Consider the following 21,882-nt stretch of genomic DNA (forward strand, 5'->3'; position numbering starts at 1 on the left):
AAGTATATTTTCATGTTGTTCTTATTGCATAAAATCGTCATTGCGAGCATCCATAGGCTGCGTGGCAATCCCATGAAGTAATAACAAACTCCTGAGATTGCCACATCGAAACTATATTTCTCCTCGCAATGACGTTAAAACTAAACCACACAACATTAAAAATATCCTAGTGTATTTATTTATAATAATCAACAATCTTATCAAGTTTTATACCTCTTGAGCCTTTTATTAAGATAAGCTCATTAATTTCAAATAAATCCGTGATATGCGTAATTAATTCATCAACATTTTCAAAGTATTTTTTAGCTATTTTGGGAGGTAGTAAATCATAAATATATTTAGTATTTGCCCCTACTAAATAAACTTTAGAACACCCGGCATCTAGTATATAAGGTACTAGTTCTTCATGTAGCGGTTTAGAGCTTTCCCCCAGCTCTAACATATCGCCTATTATAGCGGTTTTATTCTCGGCAGGTACTTGTTTTAAATATTCTAATGCAGCTTTCATTGACTGCGGGCTTGCGTTATAGTAATCACAAATTACACGACAATTTTGTATATTGATAATCTCCCCTCTTCCTTTAGTAGGAGCAATATCCGCTAAGTGATTTGCAGCTATCTCTATATCTTTACCTAATATATCAACAATTAAAAGTACACCGGTATAATTTTCGGCAAAATGCCTAGGAATGAACGGTATAGTTACACTTAAGGACTTATTATTTATCTTGTACTTTAAGTGGACTTGCTCTCCTAGGTTCTCATATAAAACTAATTGTGCAGGTGTATTATGTGATGTGCCGAAGTCATATACCCTATTAATAGAGAGATTTTTTAATATCGATACTATTTTATTATAGCAATTAGTATCGGCATTAATAACGGCAATATCATTTTTGCTAAAATTTTCAAAAATCTCACATTTAGCTTCAGCTATCTCTTCAAGCGAGTTAAAAAACTCTAAATGGGCCTCCGAAATATTAGTAATCATGGCAATATTCGGCTTTAATATTTGAACCAGCTCCCTTATTTCGCCTTTATGATTCATGCCAAACTCAAAAATAGCATATTCCGTATCATCAGCCATTGATGCAAGATTAATAAGTAATCCTAAACGGTTATTGAAATTACCTCGGCTAGCAAAAACTAGGGAATCATATTGTAATAATATTTTCAGTGCTTCTTTAGTGGAGGTTTTACCGACACTACCGGTTATAGCTATAAATTTAGCCTTTGAATTCTCTCGTTTATACAAAGCCATTTCTTGTAGAGTCTCAAAACAATCATCAACTAGGATAATTTTATCTTTATCATTTATCTCTACTTGCTTACTAACAATTACGGCTGCCGCTCCTTTATCTATTGCATCTAGAACATAATCGTGACCGTCTCTATTACCTTGAAGTGCTATAAATAAATCACCTTTTTTAACGTCTTTGGAGTTAAATTGCACTTCATTACAATTGATAGAATTAGAGATTGTTATAGCTAGTGCTTTACTTAGCGTTTCAGAGTTCCAAATCATATTATAGTGTTTTATATTGTTATGTTTATGTCATTCTTGCAAAATCAAATCTTTAACCGTCATTGCGAGCGACTAAAAGGAGCGTGGCAATCTCAGGATTTTGGCATGAGATTGCTGCATCAAGGCTTCGCCTTTCCTCGCAATGACGTTAGTTTCCTCACAATTTCAGCATCATAAAAAGGTAATTTCTTATCACCTATAATTTGGTAATTTTCATGACCTTTGCCGGCAATTAATAAAATATCATCTTGTTTTAAATTATTTATCCCGTATTTAATAGCTTCTTCTCTATTTGCTATTTCCGTATAATCCGCTTTCTCTATACCGCTTATGATTTCAGCTCTAATCAGTTTTGGATCTTCATGACGTGGGTTATCATCGGTAATTATGACGTTATCAGCGAGTCTTGCGGCTATCTGCCCCATAAGACTTCTTTTTGTCTTATCACGATTACCGCCACAACCAAAAACTACACTTAACTTACTATCACCTAATTTAACATTTTTCAGTTCAGTTAAAGCTTTTTCAAGAGCATCTGGAGTGTGGGAATAATCAACGAAAATATTAGTGTTGCCTATTCTCTCCATTCTGCTTTTTACCGGTTTAACTTGGGTTAGAATTTCGATTATTTTATTAAAATCAAATCCGATATAATGAATGCTAAGAGCGGCAATTAATAAATTACTAGCCTGAAAACTACCGATTATCGACGTATGGAAATTATATGCTTTATCATTAAACGTAAAATTAATATCCTGTCCTTTTAAAGAACCGTTAATTTTAGTTATTTGTACATCACCTTTTTTTCCAACAGTGATAAATTTAATATTATGGTTACGCAGATAATCTTTAATAAACTCTATTTCTTCTATATCGGAATTTAATATTGCAATGCCTCTTGGTAATAAATGCTCGGTAGACATCTTCCCAAACTTCGCTTCTAGAAGTAATTTATACGTCGATCCGGTACTCGCATCCTCACGTACTAGTGTGTACGCTGTGGTGCTGTGTTCCGTGTCTCCTTTAAATTCCTCTCTATAAGCTGGTTTAAAAAGATGTCTAGTAAATAATTTCAGTTTGGCTAATAAATAATTTTCTTTTGTATGGTGATAATCTAGATGATCCTGACTAAAGCTAGTAAAACATGCAATATTTACTTTTATTTCCCCAAGTCTTGCTTGATTAAGACCATGACTAGAAGCTTCAAAAGCTAAATATTCTATATTGTTTTCAGCTAAATTATGAGCAATTTTTCTAAAGCTTAAATAATCGAGTGTAGTCAACTCCGGCACATCATTTATAAGATTATCGCAGCCAAAAACTTCTACCCCTATCGTACCTATAGATGCTGTTTTTTTTCCAAGTAATGAATATGTTTGAGCTATATAAGATACTACCGAGCTTTTACCGTTAGTACCGGTTACGGCTATTAGATTCTTTGGTTTTTTAGGATAGAATATTTCTATGGCTTCATATAAAGCTGCCTGTACATCTTCTACGTAAATTACTTTATCATCTATAATAGTATTTTTTTTATTGTCTGTAATTACTAATGCTACCGCCTGATTTAAAGCCTCATTTATAAAATCATTTCCATCAACATTTTGTCCTTTAATAGCAAAAAAGATATCATTCTCCTTAACGGTTTTAGAATTAATCGACAAACCTTTTACGTTATGTTTTTGGAATAATTGTTTTAGGTTGTGGGACATGTTTATTATGTTAAAAAAATGTTACCGTCATTGCGAGGAAAAATTGAAAATTTTGACGAAGCAATCTCAGGAGTTTGTTATTATTTCATGAGATTGCCACGCAGCCTACGGCTGCTCGCAATGACTTAGTAGGAATGACATCAAACCTCCGATAAATTCCAAAGTAACTGATTTGCCTCAGTAATTATATTTTTATCTACTAATTTCTTGATAAAGACTAATTTATTATCCGGTTTGATTTTTGCCTGATTAGAGTAAGTACTAACGAATTTCAAAATTTTATCGGTCATATCGGCATTTTTATAAAATTTAATCACAAATCCGTTATCTCCTGAATCTAAATTCTCAATATTTAACTTAAAGCATAATAGTTTTATTTTTACAATATCAAGTAAATTATTAAATTCAATCGGTAGTGAGCCGAATCTATCAATCATCTCATCTTTAAATTTCTCTACTTCTATCTCATTGCTTAAATTACCTATTCTTCTATATAGCCCAAGTTTAAGGGCTGAATCGGATATATAATTATCGGGAATAAAGACGGATAATCCTAAATTAATAGTCGGGATAAATAGCTGCTCCGAGATAATCGGTTCATCTTTAAAAATAGCTATTTGTTCTTCCAGCATTTCTTGATAGAGTTCCGTACCTACTTCTTTAATTTGCCCTGATTGTTCTTCACCTATCAAATTACCGAAGCCACGCAAATCCATATCATGACTTGCAATAGTAAAACCTGAGCCTAAAGCACAACTATTTTGTATTATCTCTAAACGTCTTAAGGAGTGCGACGTCATCTTTTTATGACTTGCTACTGTTAGATAGGCATAGCCCCGCACTTTACCTCGACCTATCCGACCACGCAATTGATATAGCTGGCTAAGCCCCAGCATATCGGCCTTATGTATGATCATGGTATTTGCTTCGGCTATATCAATTCCTGATTCTATAATAGTAGTTGAGACTAGTATATCGAATTTACCGGCATAAAACTCGCTCATAACCTCATCAATTTTACTCGGGGTCATTTTTCCGTGAGCTATTTTATAACTTAATTCCGGCACGATTTGTTTTAATTGTTTTTCAATATCCTCTATATCTTTAATTCTTGGAACTACATAAAAGCTTCTTCCAACTCTAAAATGTTCGCGTAATAATGCATCTCTGATAATAATAGGATCAAACGGCATAACCATCGTCCGAACTTCCAACCTGTTTAAAGGCGGCGTTGCAATAATACTAAGTTCTTTTAAACCGGTCATTGACATTTGCAGCGTTCTAGGAATCGGTGTTGCCGACATTGCAAGTACATGGGAAGAGGATTTTAGTGATTTAAGAAATTCTTTTTGACCGACACCGAAATGTTGTTCTTCATCGATTATTAACAATTTCAAATTAAAGAATTTTGTATTTTTGTGTAATAAAGAATGAGTGCCTATTATTATATTTATTTTACCGCTTTCAAGCTCCGATCTTATAATTTTTGCTTCTTTAGAACTAATAACGCTAGATAATTGCTTAATATTTAAACCAAATCCCTTAAACCTTTCTATGAACCTTGAAAAATGTTGACTACATAAAATAGTTGTCGGTACAACTACGGCTACTTGAGGTAAATGTTCATTTAGAGATTTTGCTACCATAAAGACGGCACGCATTGCTACCTCTGTTTTACCAAACCCGACATCACCGCATATTAACCTATCCATTAACATACCGTTTCTCAAGTCTTCTTTAATATCGTTTATAGCGGTTAACTGGTCTTCCGTTTCGCTGAAAGGAAAATTAGCACAAAATTTATCATATTCTTCAAGGTCAAATTCAACGGAAGCACTGCTATTAAGTTTCCTTTTAGCTGCTATTTGTATTAAATGCAGTGCTATCTCTTTTATACGATTTTTAAGTTTCGCCTTACTTCTTTGCCATGAGACGCTGCCAAGCTTATCAAGCTCTGCATTATCATTACCGTATTTTTTTATTACCTCTATATTTTCAACCGGTATATATAATTTATCATTACCGGCATATAAAATCTTTAAAAAATCATGTAGTTTACCTTTGATTTCTAAAGCTTCTAGCTTTAAAAGCTGCCCTATTCCATGATCTTTGTGTACTACAAACTCACCTTCAGCTAAATTATCAAGCTCCAGCAAGATATTTTTAAGCTTTTTGTTAGTGTTTGTAGAGCTAGATTTTTCTTCTAATAATTCGCTAGCGGTAATAAATAAATATTCTTTAGTATAAAAACTTTGATTTAAAGGAATTATCCCGACATTTATTACTGAATCCTTAGCCTCATCTAATTTATTTATCTCATTATATTTATATTCATAATTTTGGGTGATGCTTTTAATTCTCTCAAGACCGCTTAAAGAAGCTGCACCTATTACGATTTTTTTAGAAGAATGAGCTTTAATAATCTCAAATAATTTATCGAAAACCGTTTTCTTTTCTATAAAGCTTGTAGCAGCTATATTTTCAATTAGAGTTGCTTGCTCAGAATTTTCATAACTAATCAATATATTATTTTTTTGTTCTAGTAATTCCGTTATTTCAGAAGCAGTAAAATATAAGCTAGTCGGTGAAAGGGTGGGATAGAAACTATTAAATTTAAGTTTATTCGACTCTGACCTTGCTGAATAAAAATCGTTATAACTATGCTCAAACTCTAAAATGGCTTGTTTTGATAAATTATCGAATATGAAAATAGGATCGTTTAGGTAATTTACTAAGTTAGAGCAGGAATTATAAAATAATGGAAGTAATTGTTCATATCCTGCGAGTTTTCTTCCCGATATCACCGCCTCATATAAAGGATTATCGGTATGATTAACTCCAAAATTTCGTAAGTAATTATTCTTAAAATTACCGATTGTTTCAGAGTTTAAAACTATCTCATTTGCAGGACTAATAATGAGTTCGCTGCAAGATTTAGTTGAAATTTGTGTATCAATATCAAATTCTTTTATTGATTCAATATAATCCCAGCTAAAATTAATTCTATAAGCTTTAGGACCAGGCAATATTATATCAATGATTTCGCCTCTAACCGCAAATTCCCCGACATCGATGCTACTCACATTTCTTGTAAAACTATTTTCTACTAGAAACATAGCAAGCTCATCCGTAGTAAATTTCATTTTAGGGGATAATTTCAAAAAATATTTAGAAAAAAAATCTTTCGGCGGTAATTTGTTTAATAAGTTCGCTGCATGAGTTATGAGTAATTTGCCGTTACTATTATTTGTTGTTAGCTTGGTTAATGTTTCTGCACGTCTAGATAAGATATTTGCATTTGGTGACGTATGGTCGTAAGGGATAGTATCATAGCTTGGAAAGTAATAAATATTTTCATTAGAAAAAAAAATAAAGCTTGCTTGTATAATTGCAACGCCTCCTCTTCATTACTGCTACTTAAGATAAAATCTTGCTTAAGATTCTTAGTAAAATTATGGGTTGCAAAGAAAGATTTGGCAGTAGCCGGAAATTTTTGTTGTAACATTCTACAGGAATTTATATTTTTGCTATTTTGCGTAATTTATCAATTATTTCGGCATCTAGATAAGAAGGAGCAGAAGATTTATTATTAATCCAATTATAAAGATCATTATCATTTTGATCAAGTATTAAAGAATAGCTTCCAAGTTTTTTTTCATCCATTAAGGATAGGTACTTTTCGGCAAAGTTACCGAGTATATAATCCATTTCTTTGCAACCGCGGTTTTTACTACGGTAAAAAAGTTTCTTTTGTAAAGAGTTTTTATTTAATTTATTCATCTATAACATCTTGCAAAATTTTTTTATAATAATATTATTAAATTTATCAGATACCAAGATCATTTTAAAATGCTTTAATAATTAAGCACTCTAATAAATCCATTCTACATGGGTAAAATTCTATTAACTTTTATTATCAATAACAGCAAAAAAGCGTAAATATGTCGGTTCAAAATATCTGTTCTACAAAAGCTTATGATATATTAATTTCAAATGATAATACTTTTCTTGTGGATGTTAGAACTAAAGAAGAGTGGCAACAAGTTGGGATACCTCATTTAGATAATAAAAATAAGTTGGTCTTTCTAAGTTGGCAATTGAATAAAGACTTTGAAGATAATTTTTTATCTATAATTAAAGATAAAATAGGTGCAGCAATATTTTTTCTGTGTCGTTCAGGATATAGGTCATTTATCGCAGCAAATTTTATAGCTAATATGGGTTATAAAAATTGTTATAATATTAGTGACGGCTTTGAAGGAAATAATCAAGACAAAGGCTGTAAACAAAATAACTTACCGTGGCAGTTTTAAGTGAGTACTAATCAAATAATTTTAATGGATCAAGGTGATAATTATGTAAATGTCTGGAGTCACGTGACTCAAGATCTTTACAATCATTACGGTGAAACTCTATATAATAGCTGGTTCAGTAAAGTCAATTTTATAGAGTCTTCATTAAATACCGTTATTCTTTGTGCCCCTACTAACTTTGTTAGAGATTGGATAAAATCCAAATACTCTATGGTCATATTGCAACTATTTCAACATTATAATAATACCATTAAGTCGATTGAAATAATTACTAAAGAGTTACCTGGGACAACCCAAACAGTTATAGAATTACCTACTAAGACTTTTGCCGATATCGGCAGCAGTGAGCTTAATTCGGAAAATATCTTTTCAACTCTTGACGTACGGTTTACTTTCGATAATTTTGTGGTTGGAGCCCCAAATGAACTAGCTTATGCAGCAGCAAGAGCTGTTGCGGAATCATCAGGTGCGGTTTCTGAGTCTAATCCGCTTTTTCTATATGGCAGCGTAGGGCTTGGTAAAACTCATTTAATGCATGCAATCGGTTGGTATATCAAGCAGAATAACCCAAGCCGCAAAGTGATATATATGTCTGCAGAGAAGTTTATGTATCAGTTTGTTAAAGCTTTGCGTAATAAAGAAGTAATCTCGTTTAAAGAGAAATTCCGCTCAGTTGACGTGTTGATGATTGATGATATTCAATTTATTTGCGGTAAAGATAGTACGCAGGAAGAATTTTTCCATACTTTTAATACATTGATTGATAATAACCGTCAAATGGTTATTTCTTGTGATAGGTCACCTTCAGATTTAGATAATATTGAAGATCGGATAAAATCTCGTCTTGGATGGGGCTTAGTTGCCGACGTTCATAGTACTACTTATGAGCTACGACTCGGTATTCTAGAATCTAAGATTGAACAGATGAACGTTAAAATACCGAAAGATGTAATTGATTTTTTAGCATCTAAAATCGTTTCAAACGTTAGAGAACTTGAAGGAGCTTTAAATAAAGTGATAGCTCATTCTAATTTTACTTTAAAAGAAATTACGCTCGAAAATACACAAAATATTTTAAGAGATTTATTACGTTCTAATGAAAGAATAATTACCGTTGAAGATATTCAGAAAAAGGTAGCTAGTCGTTATAATATTAAATTATCCGATATGTCTTCTTCTCGAAGATTACGAGAAGTTGCAAGACCACGTCAAATAGCTATGTATCTTAGTAAAGCATTAACACCGAAAAGCCTTGCAGATATCGGTAAAAAATTCGGTAAAAAAGACCACACAACGGTTATGCATGCTATTAAGAAAGTAGAAGAATTACTGGAAAACGATATAGAATTACGCGAAGAGATTAATTTGCTGATGAAAATATTGCAGAATTAGTAAAGTACTATGTCATTCCCGCAAAAGCGGGAATCTAGAAAAAAATGAAACTATTTAAATCTTTTATATTTATACTTATTGACTAATGGATTCCTGCTTTCGCAGGAATGACATAAACAGCAATGTAACAAAGCCAAAATGTCACAAAAATGACATAGATATATACCAAATGCCCTCAAAAAATGATTCAGTAAAAGAAATTTTTTCAAGATTATCCGGAAAGTACCAAATTAACAGAATTATAGATAATTATGGTTACGGTGAGGGGATAGCGTATTTTCTACAGCATAATTCAGAAAATTTAAATGAATTAATCTATAAAGAGGGGTTGAAAATTAATTATAACAAATACGATCATCAAATCCCCGCTAATAAAGAATACAGATATATTTTAGAAAATAATAATATTGTAAAATATTTTGCCAAAGCAGAAAATAGCTTATTTCATCGTTTAGATTTTATAGATAACTCAAGAGCTATAGGTAGCCATTTATGCGGCAACGATGAATATAATGCTACACCTATATATTTTTAAACTCTGATTCTTTTACTCTAAACTATAAAGTTCTAGGACCTCAAAAAGACTATAATATTAATACTGTTTTTAATCGCATATAGCATCTTCTCCCATTAGTTTAGAATATTCTTTCCATACTCTTGTTTATAGCATCATCTATAACAGTTGTTTCCACAGTTTGATTACTATAATCATCATTTTCATCATATATATCTTTTCTTTTAGAAAAAGAAAGTTTTAATCTCTTTTTAGACGAGGTAGGAGAAATAGTTTGATTAAATTTGGGGGTAATATCTTGTAATACATTCTTAGCATATTCAGGTGCATCAATGTCATACCATTCTTTTATTTTATTGCATAAAATTTGCAGAATTTCCGGTAGGATTTTTTTAATTTCTTTTTTGAGAGATGCTTGTTTTTGAGCTAAAAACCCTTCAATATTTTTTAAGCTTTCAGCAAATTCCAAGTAGGTTATCTCAATTAAATCCTTTAAATCTCTTGAAAAATCCTTTTTTTCAAGCAGTTTAGTTTTTGTAAGCTTTAAATTACGTTCTCCTATATTGTTTACTTTAAGAATTAAAGCAGTTAAATTTTGGTTTAGTGAATCTAGTAAATCTGTAGGATAATTTTCTAATTCATGAACTTGTTCTAAAAAATGTTTGATATCATTGATTTTTACATTATCCATATTTTTATAAAATTGCATTGAAGCTAAGATGTCAAATATTCGTTCTATATTTGCTAATTTATAATTATTTAATTTTTCACTAAGCCATTCTATTAATATATTACCTTCTTTGATAAGTAATAGATCACCGTTTTGTACATTTGTAATGTCATAATCCATAGAATAAGAATTTGGTAACACATATTTATAGTTTTTAATTATGCCTCTTGTTTGAGCAACGGCATGCTCGGTAGACATAGGAAAAAACTCCTTATTTGATAAAAATATACTATTTTTGTCAATAAGTTCTAGAAACATCGGAGCTGTAAATAAGGTCGCATTATTTCTATATATTTCAACTACAAATAATAGATATGTTAGCTTTTCAGCAAAATAGTTTAAATCACGCGGTAGCTCTTGTATAGTTTGTGAAGCTTCTTTATTTTTTATAACTTCAAATATACGTTCTATAATATTATTTTTATGTTCTAGCCTTTGATTAAATTTAGATAAGATTTCATCATATGTTCCAAAACCCGGTACATCTGTTTGTACATTACCGCTTTTGTAATGCATAACATGATTAGCTGTAAATGTTTTTTTCATAGTATTAGGGATATTACATATAGTAGAAGAATTATCATCCATACCATCTAACATTACAGATTTTAGAGTAATTTTAGTTGTTTTAGTAAATGCTAACAACTCTTTAGAATTATGTATTGTAAAATTTAATGAGTTATTACTTATGCTTTTTAAGTTGATATTACTATTTTGCAATTCTTGTAATAATACTTTCTTTGCATACTCAGCAGTAATCCCACCTGCTAAAGTAAATATCTTAGGAATAGAGTAATTTGTATAAAATACACAGTGCAATAGCTTTTGATAATCCGTATCACTTATATTTTCTTTGTTATACTCTTTAAATAATTTATTAAGATGCTTATTAAAAGCAGTTTTTATAATTTGTAAGTTTTCTTGTAAATACTCAGTATCTACAGTTAATATTTCAGATTTAATTTTTTTATAAGTATTTCTAATAGCAGAATATTTAAAAAATCTATCGGCTAAATTATGTAATATTAAACCAAGTCTAAGTTTTAATCCTTTAGAGGTACTTATATAACTAATATCAAGTATATTTCTTAATAAAAAATCAAGATATTGAGATGAGGTGTAATTTTCTTTTGACTCTTCCTCAGAAGAGCTGTCTAAGATTTCGTATTTTAGTGTCATTATTTATAGTAGAATTAAGGTTTAATTATTTAAAATATATTTTTATAAAGTCGTTTAAATTATCTAGGGCATCAGCGAGAGGAATTGTTTCACCTATATAAGGCAGACAATCTACATTAGAAACATGATCATTTTTAGATATTAAATCTTTAACATTCAAAGTTACTCCAGTATTTCCCTCGAATAAATAAAAAAATGCCAAAGCTTTAACTATTTCACCTTTGGTAAGATGCTTAGATAATTCTTTTTTTCCATAAGCAATTGCATCTTCAGTACTGTTTAACTCGTTAATTACTGAGGATTCCATTCTCTTTATTTCAGCTGCTAATAAATCGGGATTTACATCACTATTACTAGGATTACTTAGCATATCTCATACCATTATAGTTATAATATTAGCTATATACTAAAATATTAATCAAGTCTTCTTTACTAATAGTTACAATTTTATTTTGTAAGTTAAATTTTGTTAAGTTTATACGGATAAATTTATTGACAAAAGTTAATTTTTATTATATTTTGCTCTCTTAGTATTTTTGAAAGGTGGTTATGGTAGATATAAGCAATACTAATAAGATTAGCTTAGCACTATTTGAGGGCGGCGGAGTAAAAGGAGAGATCCATTTAGAAAAATTAAAAATAATAGAGCAAATAACCGGTAAGCCTACTTGCAAGATATTTGATTTTACTGGAGGGACCAGTATTGGAGGACTTATTCCTATTTTGCTTAATTTACCGGATCCTAATAATCCCGGAAAACCTTTATTCAGTGCAGAGCAAGCTCAAGAACTGTTTGAAGAAATGGCACACGATATTTTTCCGGAAGGATTAACTTTTAGAAAATTTTGGAGTTTTAATGGCTTATTCAGCTATAAATTTTCTCCTGAACCATTAGTAAAGTTATTGAAAGAATATTGTAAGGATTATACCCTAAAAGATTTAATCGGTGATGTTGTAGTTACAGGTTATGATCTAAATAATAAACAAAATCCTCTTATGACTTTCTCTACTATAGAGGCTAGAAAAAGTGAAGATAATGACTATTACCTTTCAGATATAATACAAGGAATTACTGCAGCACCCGGATATTTCCCCAGCCACAATTTCAGTAATATAACCAATACTAAATTACATAAAATTATTGATGGTGGAGTATATGCTAATGACCCAACCTTACAAACATGGAAATTATTAAAAGAAAATAACTATAACATAGACAACGCTTTATATTTATCATTAAAAGAAGAAAATAATGATGATTACCAAACTGTTTGTTGCGGCGGAGGAATAATAGAGCTATTAAAAAATAATATGCCCGGTAAAATATTAGAAGCAACACAACAAGCTGATGAAATAACCGCTCAAAGAATTTTTGGTGATAAATTAATAGAAATAGCTACTTATATTCCGGAAAAACATGCTGAGATGAGTAATTCTAGTACTGAAAATCTTCAAGCACTAAAAGAATTTACTAAAAAATCTATATATGAAAGCTCTAACTTTAGAGATGCACCTTATAATGAAAAGTTTAAAGAAGCTATTGATAAAATAATAAATAATTATAACGCAAATAATCCTGATGATAAAATTGTTATAAATGATTCTTATAAAGAGCTATTCCACATTAATACTTCTAATAATGAGCTTGATGAAGGCTTTGAAGAAGAAGAGGATATAGCAAACAACGAGGATGCAGTTAATACACCGATAGCTCAAGCTCTAGATTCTAAAGATATAATAGACATAGAACCTGGAAAAGAAGAATTATTAGCAGGTATCAAGGAGTTTTTTAATCCATTTATCGAAAAAAATCCAGAAGCGAAAGCAGATATAGAGAATTTTTTACACGAAATAAAAAATTGGACATTAGAAGAAATTGAAAATGGTATTGTTAGTTTTAAAGAAGCTAGCTTAAAATGGCAAGCCGAGCAGAATAACCTTGATGTATTTAGTAGCTGTAGTATGGAAGCCTTAAATGAAGAGATGGACCTTGAAGGGATAGACGATGAGGTCTCAAACCATGAGATTTTAGCGTAATGGTTTTTGGTATCTCTAACTTTCTTAATGTCATTCCTAGTTAAAAGCGGTCTTGTTGCATAGATACCGAGCTGTCATTGCGAACGACTAAAGGCGTTGTTGCATGGATCGAAAAACTTACTCTATGTCATTCCTGCCTCCGCGGAGTGTTATTGCATGGCTTGAAAAACGTACTGGGTGTCATACCTTGGCTTGTCCACGGTATCCAGTAAAACAACTAAAAATACTAATATTATTAGTATTTTTAACTGGATCCCGTGAATAAATCACGGGATGATAACACAAAAACCGAGCCATGCAACAAAGCCGTAATTTCCTCGCAATGACAAAAAAAACTATCTATGCAATAACAATTTTAGTCAGGAATACTTGACTTTTTCTTATATAAAACCCAAATACAGTAGAACGAAATAGCAGAGCTAATACTTAAAACGAAGCATAATAAAGCAAAATTGCTTATCGTTTCGCTGTGTATTTTAGAAACCAAATAAGTTACGGCAGCGATAACTACATAGTATATTGCACCGAATATAGACCCGGCCGTACCTGTTACTTTAGCATAATCCTCCAGTGCATAACGAAGCGTCATAGGGATAAGTAGATTATGCCCAACCATATGAATCATCATAGGTACAAATATCATAGCGATTGCAAGACTATGACTTGCTGAAACCACTTCTAATATAAAAGCATTTACCGCAAATAATATACAGCCGCACAAACTAAAAATAAATCCTAAACCCATAACTTTTTTATCGTGTACATGGCGTTTTTTTATTAAATACCCTCCTAAAAATCCTCCAAAGATAGCGGCAAAAGATAACAAAAACGCTAATTTACCGTAAAAAGACGGCGAAACTTTCATTTTATCAATAAAAATAAAAGGAGCTTCTATGAAAAAACCATAATATATGACATTAAATGCACCGATGATAAAAGCATATAACCAAAGAATTTTATCTTTAATAATTACCTGCAAAACCTCAAAATATTTACTGCTTTGTGAAAAATCTATATAAGAATTTGTTTCAGGTAAAACTTTATAATATAAAGCTAGTAATATAGTACCGGTAAGACTAAAAAATACAAAAACATAATGCCAGCTTGAATATTCTATAATATAACCACCTATAGATGAACCGAGTGAAGGGATAAATAACAGCCACGGAGATAGACTAGCATAGACATATGATAATTCTGAACCTTGATAGGAATCTCTAGCCATAGCCTGCCCAATAACAGAACCCACGCTTACACCGAAAGCTTGTACAAAACGAGCTATCATCAGCATTTCTATATTAACTGCAAAAATGCTAATAATTGATGATACGACATAAATAAAAAGCCCAAGTAAAGCTATAGGTCTTCTACCGTAAATATCCGATAATCTGCCAAGCGTTAATATACCGAGAGCAAATCCTAAAAAATATAATGTAGACGTAGTTTGAGTGATACCGCCGTCAATACCGAAATATTTGGTTAAACTCGGTAATCCTGAAGTATAAATTGTTTCCGTAGTCGGTGATAAAATAAATAAGCATAGAAGCATCCATGCCGGGATTTTAGCGATTATTTTCATAAGTGTTGTAAACTACATTTTTATGTCATTCTGTTGATTGCAGAAATCGGCTTTGTTGCATGGCTCGTTTATGTCATTCCCGCGTGGCATTGTTACGCGGATACCAACTCGTCATTGCGAGGAGCGAAGCGACGTGGCAATCCAGAAAAAATAATAAAAAAATTCTGTAAATCAGAATTTTTACTGGATTGCTTAGTCGAATTACTACGTAATTCTTCTCGCAATGACGAAAAACCAAGCCATGCAACAAGACCCCGACTCCGCAGGAATGACATAAATAAATACTGCCGCTTTTACTGATTAATCCGCTCCAAACAAATTCTTTCCGTTAGCGTTTTTAATTTTTCTACTCTCTCAATCAAGTAAAGTAACTGCTCTTTAGTAATTTTATAATTTTTATCATATCTTGCATCAACATATGCTTTTTTTAGTAATTCAAAACACTCTTTTTGTTCTTCATTTGCTTGCGGAAATACTTCCCATAATTCACTATTATAATTTGCTGCTCTGCCGCCTAATTCCTCTATATCATGTAGCTTTGGTTTATAATTAGAAAAAACTAATAAAATGCTACTGTAAAAACTTTCCGTAGCTTGGTGTAACAAGAAAGCTGCTATGGAATTTTGATTTCTTTGTAGAAAATCATTTGCTCCTAATAAAAAACCTTTTCCTTTATCAAACCAATAATCATAATAATCTTTAGCAATTTCTTTCATCTCACTCCAAGGTAAATCTTTAGCTTCGCTTAAGTTAAATTCCTTGCTATCATATAAAAGAATACCTTCTTTTTTAATATCTGTGTAAAAATAACGCCCTATTTCTAATTGCCTGTTTACTTCATCTATTGACTCTAGAATTATTGATATTCGTGAATCATATGGGATAATCTGATCTTTTATTACTTCGGTTTTTTTAAATCTTTTATATATATTATCTTTTAATCTTAAAGTAGCATGTCCTTTATATTTACCTTTTTTTAAAATTATTAAAATATCGGTATCGCTATGATAGCCGTTAGGTAGATCACGTACCCAATCACCTCTTGCAAAAGAGCCGTATAAGATAATCATAGCAATTTTATCTTGTGCAATATCTAAAATTTGACTTAACTATATAATTAAGCCTAACTTGGATATGCAGGGATCGATCGGGCAAAATTGTTTTCATAATATTACTTATTTCGGTATTTTAAGTATTTTTCCGTCATTGCGAGCGACCGTAGGGAGTGCGGCAATCCAGTAAAAAATTCTGATGTATAGAATTTTTTTATTATTTTTTCTAGATTGCCACGTCGCTTCGCTCCTCGCAATGACGATATCCGCTTTTAGTTAGCAATGCCCATAGTAGCTATACGTTAAATCTAAAATGTACTATATCTCCATCCTGCATTTTATATTCTTTACCCTCTAAACGCATTTTGCCTACCTCTTTGGCTTTTGCTTCACTACCAAGGTTTATATAATCTTCATAGCCGATAACTTCTGCTCTAATAAAGCCTTTTTCAAAATCGGTATGAATAATACCGGCAGCAGCCGGTGCAAGCGTGCCGTCTTTAAAAGTCCAACTATGGGCTTCTTTAGGACCTATGGTAAAGAAGCTTTTAAGGTTTAAGAGATTATACCCCTCTTTAATCACTTTACTAAGCCCCATTTCCTCTAAACCTATAAATTTTAAAAACTCTTCTTTTTCTTCCATGCTTTCAAGTAAAGCAATCTCAGCTTCTATTTTTGAAGAAATTACAACGCTTTTAGCATTTTCTTTCTTTGCTCTTTCCGCTACTAATTTTGTAAATTCATTAACTATAGCTGCATCTTTTTCAAGTACGTTACATATATATAAAACGGGCTTAGAAGTAATTAACTGCAATTGCTTTAAATTATCGGCTCCTAAAATTTCATTTAACACTCTTGCAGGTTTAGCGTCTGCCAATACTTTATAAACCTCTTTTAACAGCTCTATCTGCTCCGACATTGTTTTATCGCCTGACTTCAAGCGTTTTTCACCCGTTGCTAAACGCTTTTCAACCGATTCTATATCGGCAAGTATTAACTCTGTTTCAATAACCTCAAGGTCATGGATTGGGTCGACTTTGTTATGTACGTGCGTTATATCCTCATCTTCAAAGCAACGCAGTACGTGTAATATTGCATCGACTTCCCTGATATGAGATAAGAACTTATTACCAAGCCCCTCCCCTTTACTTGCACCTTTAACAAGCCCTGCAATATCGACAAACTCAATATAAGACGGAATGATTTTTCCGCTTCCTGCTAAATTTGCAAGTCGTTGTAAACGCTCATCCGGTACTAAAACTTTACTGCTATTAGGCTCAATAGTACAAAACGGATAATTAGCAGCATCCGCAGCCTGACTTGCCGTTAAAGCATTAAATAACGTTGACTTACCGACATTCGGCAACCCAACAATTCCGAGTTTTAGTGTCATAAATTTTTCTTTTAATTAAAATTTTGTTGCATGGATCATAAAGCACCCTCGGTGTCATGCCGTGGCTTGACCACGGCATCCATAAAAGTAACTTAAAATATTAAAATTTTAGTATTTTAAATTGGATCCCACGATCAAGTCGTGGAATGACACTGAAAAAATCAATCCACACAACAATGCTTCGCAAAAATAACATTATCCAATCTTATTCTTAAATTCTTCTAACTTATTCTCTAATATTAAATCAAAATTATTAACTATTCTATCTATAGCTTGCAACGCTGTTTCATACTCGGATTTCAAGAAATTATTAAGTACGTAATCTGCTACATCCTGATTATTTTGCGGTCTACCTACCCCAACCCTAATGCGATTATAATTATTGCCTATAACACCGTCAATTGATTTTAAACCGTTATGCCCGCCGTTACCGCCACCCGTTTTGAATTTTATTCTACCTGTTTCTAAATCAATATCATCATGAATAACAAAGATTTTTGTGGGGTAGATATTATAATATGTTTTCACCGATATCACTGACTTACCGGACAAGTTCATATAGGTAGTGGGCTTTATAAAAATTATCTTTTGCCCGTCACTAATAGTTTCAGCAATTTCACAATTGAATTTTTTCTTTGTACTAAATGATGAATTATATTGGTTTGCTATTTTCTCTATAGCAATAAAGCCTATATTATGCCTCGTATATTGATACTCTTTTCCCGGGTTACCAAGACCAATAACAAGAATCATAATAATTTACCTAATAAACACTAATGGAAAATTTTTGAAGAAATATTAATTTGGAAGAAGTATAGAATAATGTCATCCTTAGCTCAGCATTACCTGCATGGATTGGTTTTTCGTCATTGCGAGGAGAATTACGTAGTAATTTGTACGTCCGCAATCTCAGGAGTTTGCTATTATTTCATGAGATTGCAACAATGCTCCGCTCCTCGCAATGACGATTTAAGTATCTAAGCAAGTCCTTATCGTGAGAATTATCTTACTTCCCTGCTTCAGCGGCTTGTTGTTCACCTTCAGCTTCGGTCTTTGCTCCTCTACGTCCTATAATAGTTGCAAGAACAAATTCTTTTTTAGTAGTAAAACTGCATCCTTTCGGTAATTCTATTTTTGATGATTTTAGCGAGGTAGCAATAGGCATGTTAGTAACGTCTATAGTTACATTTCTTGGGATATTATTAACATCACATAATAAAGCAACTCTTCTTTTTACTATATTAAAGTACCCGCCTCTTTTAACTCCTAAAGCTCTTTCTTTCCCTTCATATACTACAGGTACTTCCATTTTTTGGGTTTTCTCTTCTAAAAAGACAAAATCAACATGGCGTACTATATCCGTAACAGGATGTAACTCCACGGCTTTCGGTAATACTTTATATTTTTTCTTATCAATCGTTAAATTAATTAACTGAGAGATAAAAGCCGGCTTTCTATAATATTTTGTTATTTCCTTTTCTTCCAAAGAAATACTAACAGGGGTTTTACCCGCTCCATAAATAATAGCCGGGACACGCCCTTCTCTTCTTAATGCTCTTGCTGCTCCCGTACCGAATTCCGTGCGGGATTTCGCTTCAAGTTCTAATATTTCACTCATTATTTCAACGCTTTAAACTTAAAAAAGATTATAATAGCTTCAATTAATATAAAATTCAAGTATTTTTAGAATATCTGTGATGGCTTAACGCTTCGATGTCATTCCCGCGGAAGCGGGAATCCAGAAAAATAGCCTTAATATTGGTACAAAAATTATATATTTGATAAAACAAACATATAAAAAATAAGTTTTTTATATGTCTTACTGGAGCCCTGCTTTTAGCGGCGTTGTTGCATGGCTCGACCTCGCCTTTGTCATCCCGTGATTTATTCACGGGATCCAGTTAAAAATACTAATATTATTAGTATTTTTAGTTATTTTACTGGATACCGTGGACAAGCCACGGTATGACACCGAGCGGGTTTTTGAGCCATGCAACAACGCCGCTGAGAATGACAAGTGACTTGACAATATTTACTCAATCCCTAAAAACTTATGAGTCTGCAACGATAACCTAGCACCGCTTTCTAGTGCTAATTTTACTGCTAACTCATTATTTTCGGCATTAAGTCTTTGGTCGTTTTGATCCATAGGTTGAACAAAAACCGGTATATTATAAGAGGTTTGCCCTACTTCCGGTATGAGGCTATATTCTAAGATATTTTTAGCAACGATAAATTTCACAGCACTAATTTTAGGCAATAAATCTTCTCTTATTTTACTATAACCGTTTTTACCTGCTTTTGGCGAACAAATTATAGACACTTCATTCAGCAAAGAGCGATATAACGTACCGTTAGTCTCTATTTGGACTTTAAAATTTTGGTCTAATAACTTCTGACATAATAATTCTATCGGTTGACGCATAGGCTCACCGCCGGTTATTACTACTAAATTAATTGATTTTTCATTTTTAGAATTTAATGCCAAACTTTCGACTTTACTTAAAATCTTATCTATATCTACTAACTCAAAATCTTCAAACTCCGTATCGCAAAAATTACAAGCAAGATTACACCCTCCAAGCCTAATAAAAATCGTAGGGCAACCTACAAAAATACCCTCACCTTGTATAGTCTTAAAAATAGACTGCACCTCTAACTTAGTACCGTCACCGTTTAATATGCTTCTTTTAGGATTTTGTCCGAACATTATTTTGCAACTAAAAACATTAATGATGGCTATTATAGCATAAATAACAATATAGTCTAAATACTTAAATAAGCCTCACAATCAAAATAAGTCTTGCAATAATTAATAAAAAAAACTATTATCTAGTTTTCTATCTGTACATGGCTTTGGTATGCCTAATTACAGTTTAAATCTAGTAAATACCAATTATATAAGGAATAATCATGCCTAAATTAAAAACAAAATCCGCTGTAAAAAAGCGTTTTAAACTTACTGCTAGCGGTAAAGTTATCGCATCCCAAGCAGGTAAAAAACATTTTATGCGTCGTCGTACTAAAGCTCAAATCCGTAACCTTAGAGGAACTACCATACTTTGTCCTCAAGACGGATATAATATTAAAAAATATTTTCTACCGTACGGTATAAATTAATTTAATTAGGAGCTACAGCAATGACACGTGCAAAATCAGGAAAAATTTCCAAAAATCGACATAAAAAAATCCTCAAATTAGCTAAAGGCTATAGAGGTAGAGCTAATAGCTGTTTTAGAGTAGCTATTGAAAAAGTAGAAAAAGCCCTTCAATATGCTTACAGAGACCGTAGAAATCGTAAGCGTGATTTCAGAGGCTTATGGATTCAAAGAATAAATGCAGCAGTAAGAGAGCATGGGCTTGTTTACTCTCAATTTATGGGAGCTCTTAAAAAAGCAGAAATCGATATAGATCGTAAAGTACTTGCAGAACTTGCCGTCAATAACAGTGATGGATTCGCAAGTATCGTAGAGCAAGCAAAAGCACATATTTAAGTATAAATAGTAAACGTCATTGCGAGCGACTGAAAGAAGCGTGGCAATCTCATGAAATAGTATAAAACCCTGAGATTGCTTCGTCAAAACTTACAGTTTTTCCTCGCAATGACATTTATTTTGTTATAAGTAATTAATTTTCGTTCGGTATAAATATTATGAAACGTACATTTCAACCTAGCAATTTAGTTAGAAAAAGAAGACATGGTTTTAGATCTAGAATGGCTACTCCAACCGGAAGAGCAATCTTAAGAAAACGTCGTGCTAAAGGTAGACATAAATTATCTGCTTAAAATAATCTGACTTATCAAATTGTCTATTACCTCTTTAAAAAATCAAAAAGAATTTGAGCTTATAAATAAGCTTGGAAAGAAGTTCCATGAGAGATATTTTATTTTGGTAATAGCCAAAAAACTTCCAAAAATCTTCCTTGAATCAAAATATAACACCTTTTTAGGGATCAAAGTTAGCAGAAAGCTAAATAAAAAAGCTGTGGTTCGCAACAAAATTAAAAGGCGTATAAGACATCTAATTAGAATTATTGTTAGTGATTCTAAGCTTAAAGCTATAAAATTCGCAATGATTATTATCCCAAGAAAAGGATTTGAAGAGATAAACTTCTCACACTTGAATTGTGAATTAAGTAAAATAATTCTAAGAAATATTTAGATTTTATTGAATGGCTTAACATCGCCCGACATGGAGCGGTTTTTCCGTCATTGCGAGGAGGCATTACCCGTGCGGATACCGTGGTCAAGCCACGGTATAACAGCGAAAAGTGCTGGATTCCCTCTTTTAGCGGTGTTGTTGCATGGATCAAAAAGCCTACTCGATACTCATTCCCGCGTAGGCGGGGATCCAGAAAAATAACTTCAATATTAATATAGAAGTTACACATTTGGTATAATAAACTGCAATAATTGAGATTTAATCTTACATTTAGTAAAATAAGATAAATATTA

The 21,882-nt window shown here is 32.1% G+C and carries 20 protein-coding genes and 1 pseudogene; 9 read left to right on the top strand and 12 right to left on the bottom strand.

The features are described from left to right. Positions 1 to 175 precede the first annotated feature (175 nt). The 4 genes and pseudogenes from ACE38Q_RS03885 to ACE38Q_RS03900 all read right to left on the bottom strand — a co-directional run bounded on the left by ACE38Q_RS03885 (position 176) and on the right by ACE38Q_RS03900 (position 7,017). Positions 176 to 1,525, bottom strand: coding sequence for a UDP-N-acetylmuramoyl-tripeptide--D-alanyl-D-alanine ligase (locus tag ACE38Q_RS03885; RefSeq protein ID WP_500190175.1), 1,350 nt, complete (start codon positions 1,523 to 1,525; stop codon positions 176 to 178). Positions 1,526 to 1,644: 119 nt separating this feature from the next. Continuing rightward, positions 1,645 to 3,237, bottom strand: a complete 1,593-nt coding sequence (locus ACE38Q_RS03890; protein ID WP_500190176.1) for a UDP-N-acetylmuramoyl-L-alanyl-D-glutamate--2,6-diaminopimelate ligase — start codon at positions 3,235 to 3,237, stop codon at positions 1,645 to 1,647. 140 nt (positions 3,238 to 3,377) lie between these two features. Then, positions 3,378 to 6,742 (bottom strand): annotated as a pseudogene (mfd, locus tag ACE38Q_RS03895) (transcription-repair coupling factor). An 11-nt stretch (positions 6,743 to 6,753) separates the two neighbouring features. Next, on the bottom strand, positions 6,754 to 7,017 hold the full coding sequence (locus tag ACE38Q_RS03900) for a succinate dehydrogenase assembly factor 2 (RefSeq protein WP_500190177.1): 264 nt from the start codon (positions 7,015 to 7,017) through the stop codon (positions 6,754 to 6,756). 161 nt (positions 7,018 to 7,178) lie between these two features. Between ACE38Q_RS03900 and ACE38Q_RS03905 the strand changes: the two genes are divergently transcribed. The 4 genes from ACE38Q_RS03905 to ACE38Q_RS03920 all read left to right on the top strand — a co-directional run bounded on the left by ACE38Q_RS03905 (position 7,179) and on the right by ACE38Q_RS03920 (position 9,560). Next, the gene (locus ACE38Q_RS03905; protein ID WP_500190178.1) at positions 7,179 to 7,550 is read left to right on the top strand and encodes a rhodanese-like domain-containing protein; all 372 of its coding nucleotides are present in this window, start codon (positions 7,179 to 7,181) and stop codon (positions 7,548 to 7,550) included. Continuing rightward, on the top strand, positions 7,551 to 8,942 hold the full coding sequence (dnaA, locus tag ACE38Q_RS03910; protein ID WP_500190179.1) for a chromosomal replication initiator protein DnaA: 1,392 nt from the start codon (positions 7,551 to 7,553) through the stop codon (positions 8,940 to 8,942). 169 nt (positions 8,943 to 9,111) lie between these two features. After that, entirely contained in the window at positions 9,112 to 9,477 is a 366-nt protein-coding gene (locus ACE38Q_RS03915; RefSeq protein ID WP_500190180.1) for a DUF6314 family protein, read from the top strand. Continuing rightward, positions 9,468 to 9,560 (top strand): DUF6314 family protein, encoded by a 93-nt coding sequence (locus ACE38Q_RS03920; protein ID WP_500191258.1) that lies wholly within the window; start codon positions 9,468 to 9,470, stop codon positions 9,558 to 9,560. Before ACE38Q_RS03915 ends, ACE38Q_RS03920 begins: the two co-directional genes overlap by 10 nt. Positions 9,561 to 9,577: 17 nt before the next feature. Here the strand turns inward: ACE38Q_RS03920 and ACE38Q_RS03925 are convergent, their stop codons facing one another. Both ACE38Q_RS03925 and ACE38Q_RS03930 read right to left on the bottom strand, forming a co-directional pair. After that, complete coding sequence (locus tag ACE38Q_RS03925) at positions 9,578 to 11,365, bottom strand: hypothetical protein (RefSeq protein ID WP_500190181.1); 1,788 nt, start codon at positions 11,363 to 11,365, stop codon at positions 9,578 to 9,580. 25 nt (positions 11,366 to 11,390) lie between these two features. Beyond that, entirely contained in the window at positions 11,391 to 11,735 is a 345-nt protein-coding gene (locus tag ACE38Q_RS03930; RefSeq protein ID WP_500190182.1) for a hypothetical protein, read from the bottom strand. A gap of 179 nt (positions 11,736 to 11,914) precedes the next feature. On the opposite strand from ACE38Q_RS03930, the gene ACE38Q_RS03935 reads away from it, so the two are divergent. After that, positions 11,915 to 13,402, top strand: coding sequence for a patatin-like phospholipase family protein (locus ACE38Q_RS03935; protein ID WP_500190183.1), 1,488 nt, complete (start codon positions 11,915 to 11,917; stop codon positions 13,400 to 13,402). Between the two features lie 355 nt (positions 13,403 to 13,757). Here the strand turns inward: ACE38Q_RS03935 and ACE38Q_RS03940 are convergent, their stop codons facing one another. The 6 genes from ACE38Q_RS03940 to ACE38Q_RS03965 all read right to left on the bottom strand — a co-directional run bounded on the left by ACE38Q_RS03940 (position 13,758) and on the right by ACE38Q_RS03965 (position 20,136). Continuing rightward, complete coding sequence (locus tag ACE38Q_RS03940) at positions 13,758 to 14,981, bottom strand: Bcr/CflA family efflux MFS transporter (RefSeq protein WP_500190184.1); 1,224 nt, start codon at positions 14,979 to 14,981, stop codon at positions 13,758 to 13,760. Positions 14,982 to 15,274: 293 nt separating this feature from the next. Beyond that, on the bottom strand, positions 15,275 to 16,051 hold the full coding sequence (locus ACE38Q_RS03945; protein ID WP_500190185.1) for a HEPN domain-containing protein: 777 nt from the start codon (positions 16,049 to 16,051) through the stop codon (positions 15,275 to 15,277). A gap of 277 nt (positions 16,052 to 16,328) precedes the next feature. Beyond that, positions 16,329 to 17,426, bottom strand: a complete 1,098-nt coding sequence (ychF, locus tag ACE38Q_RS03950; protein ID WP_500190186.1) for a redox-regulated ATPase YchF — start codon at positions 17,424 to 17,426, stop codon at positions 16,329 to 16,331. Between the two features lie 195 nt (positions 17,427 to 17,621). After that, positions 17,622 to 18,179: an aminoacyl-tRNA hydrolase gene (gene pth / locus ACE38Q_RS03955; protein WP_500190187.1), complete on the bottom strand. Its 558-nt coding sequence runs from the start codon at positions 18,177 to 18,179 to the stop codon at positions 17,622 to 17,624. Between the two features lie 253 nt (positions 18,180 to 18,432). Beyond that, entirely contained in the window at positions 18,433 to 19,044 is a 612-nt protein-coding gene (locus ACE38Q_RS03960) for a 50S ribosomal protein L25/general stress protein Ctc (RefSeq protein ID WP_500190188.1), read from the bottom strand. Positions 19,045 to 19,458: 414 nt separating this feature from the next. Continuing rightward, positions 19,459 to 20,136, bottom strand: a complete 678-nt coding sequence (locus ACE38Q_RS03965; protein WP_500190189.1) for a 7-carboxy-7-deazaguanine synthase QueE — start codon at positions 20,134 to 20,136, stop codon at positions 19,459 to 19,461. Between the two features lie 203 nt (positions 20,137 to 20,339). On the opposite strand from ACE38Q_RS03965, the gene rpmI reads away from it, so the two are divergent. The 4 genes from rpmI to rnpA all read left to right on the top strand — a co-directional run bounded on the left by rpmI (position 20,340) and on the right by rnpA (position 21,589). Then, entirely contained in the window at positions 20,340 to 20,546 is a 207-nt protein-coding gene (gene rpmI / locus ACE38Q_RS03970) for a 50S ribosomal protein L35 (RefSeq protein WP_004997924.1), read from the top strand. A gap of 20 nt (positions 20,547 to 20,566) precedes the next feature. Continuing rightward, on the top strand, positions 20,567 to 20,920 hold the full coding sequence (gene rplT / locus ACE38Q_RS03975) for a 50S ribosomal protein L20 (protein ID WP_032138857.1): 354 nt from the start codon (positions 20,567 to 20,569) through the stop codon (positions 20,918 to 20,920). 158 nt (positions 20,921 to 21,078) lie between these two features. Beyond that, positions 21,079 to 21,213 (top strand): 50S ribosomal protein L34, encoded by a 135-nt coding sequence (gene rpmH / locus ACE38Q_RS03980; protein ID WP_011270688.1) that lies wholly within the window; start codon positions 21,079 to 21,081, stop codon positions 21,211 to 21,213. A 19-nt stretch (positions 21,214 to 21,232) separates the two neighbouring features. Then, positions 21,233 to 21,589, top strand: a complete 357-nt coding sequence (gene rnpA / locus ACE38Q_RS03985; protein WP_011270687.1) for a ribonuclease P protein component — start codon at positions 21,233 to 21,235, stop codon at positions 21,587 to 21,589. The last annotated feature ends 293 nt before the right edge of the window (positions 21,590 to 21,882 follow it).

The organism is Rickettsia endosymbiont of Thecocarcelia acutangulata, from assembly GCF_964263195.1.
Taxonomy (GTDB): Bacteria; Pseudomonadota; Alphaproteobacteria; order Rickettsiales; family Rickettsiaceae; genus Rickettsia; species Rickettsia felis.

Coding starts and splice junctions, on each gene's coding strand:
- rpmH (WP_011270688.1), top strand. CDS start 21,079: ATGAAACGTACATTTCAACCTAGCAATTTAGTTAGAAAAAGAAGACAT.
- rpmI (WP_004997924.1), top strand. CDS start 20,340: ATGCCTAAATTAAAAACAAAATCCGCTGTAAAAAAGCGTTTTAAACTT.
- ACE38Q_RS03885 (WP_500190175.1), bottom strand. CDS start 1,525: ATGATTTGGAACTCTGAAACGCTAAGTAAAGCACTAGCTATAACAATC.
- ACE38Q_RS03900 (WP_500190177.1), bottom strand. CDS start 7,017: ATGAATAAATTAAATAAAAACTCTTTACAAAAGAAACTTTTTTACCGT.
- ACE38Q_RS03940 (WP_500190184.1), bottom strand. CDS start 14,981: ATGAAAATAATCGCTAAAATCCCGGCATGGATGCTTCTATGCTTATTT.
- rplT (WP_032138857.1), top strand. CDS start 20,567: ATGACACGTGCAAAATCAGGAAAAATTTCCAAAAATCGACATAAAAAA.
- ACE38Q_RS03915 (WP_500190180.1), top strand. CDS start 9,112: ATGCCCTCAAAAAATGATTCAGTAAAAGAAATTTTTTCAAGATTATCC.
- ACE38Q_RS03930 (WP_500190182.1), bottom strand. CDS start 11,735: ATGCTAAGTAATCCTAGTAATAGTGATGTAAATCCCGATTTATTAGCA.
- ACE38Q_RS03960 (WP_500190188.1), bottom strand. CDS start 19,044: ATGAGTGAAATATTAGAACTTGAAGCGAAATCCCGCACGGAATTCGGT.
- ychF (WP_500190186.1), bottom strand. CDS start 17,426: ATGACACTAAAACTCGGAATTGTTGGGTTGCCGAATGTCGGTAAGTCA.
- ACE38Q_RS03935 (WP_500190183.1), top strand. CDS start 11,915: ATGGTAGATATAAGCAATACTAATAAGATTAGCTTAGCACTATTTGAG.
- pth (WP_500190187.1), bottom strand. CDS start 18,179: ATGATTCTTGTTATTGGTCTTGGTAACCCGGGAAAAGAGTATCAATAT.
- ACE38Q_RS03905 (WP_500190178.1), top strand. CDS start 7,179: ATGTCGGTTCAAAATATCTGTTCTACAAAAGCTTATGATATATTAATT.
- ACE38Q_RS03925 (WP_500190181.1), bottom strand. CDS start 11,365: ATGACACTAAAATACGAAATCTTAGACAGCTCTTCTGAGGAAGAGTCA.
- ACE38Q_RS03945 (WP_500190185.1), bottom strand. CDS start 16,051: ATGATTATCTTATACGGCTCTTTTGCAAGAGGTGATTGGGTACGTGAT.
- ACE38Q_RS03890 (WP_500190176.1), bottom strand. CDS start 3,237: ATGTCCCACAACCTAAAACAATTATTCCAAAAACATAACGTAAAAGGT.
- ACE38Q_RS03965 (WP_500190189.1), bottom strand. CDS start 20,136: ATGTTCGGACAAAATCCTAAAAGAAGCATATTAAACGGTGACGGTACT.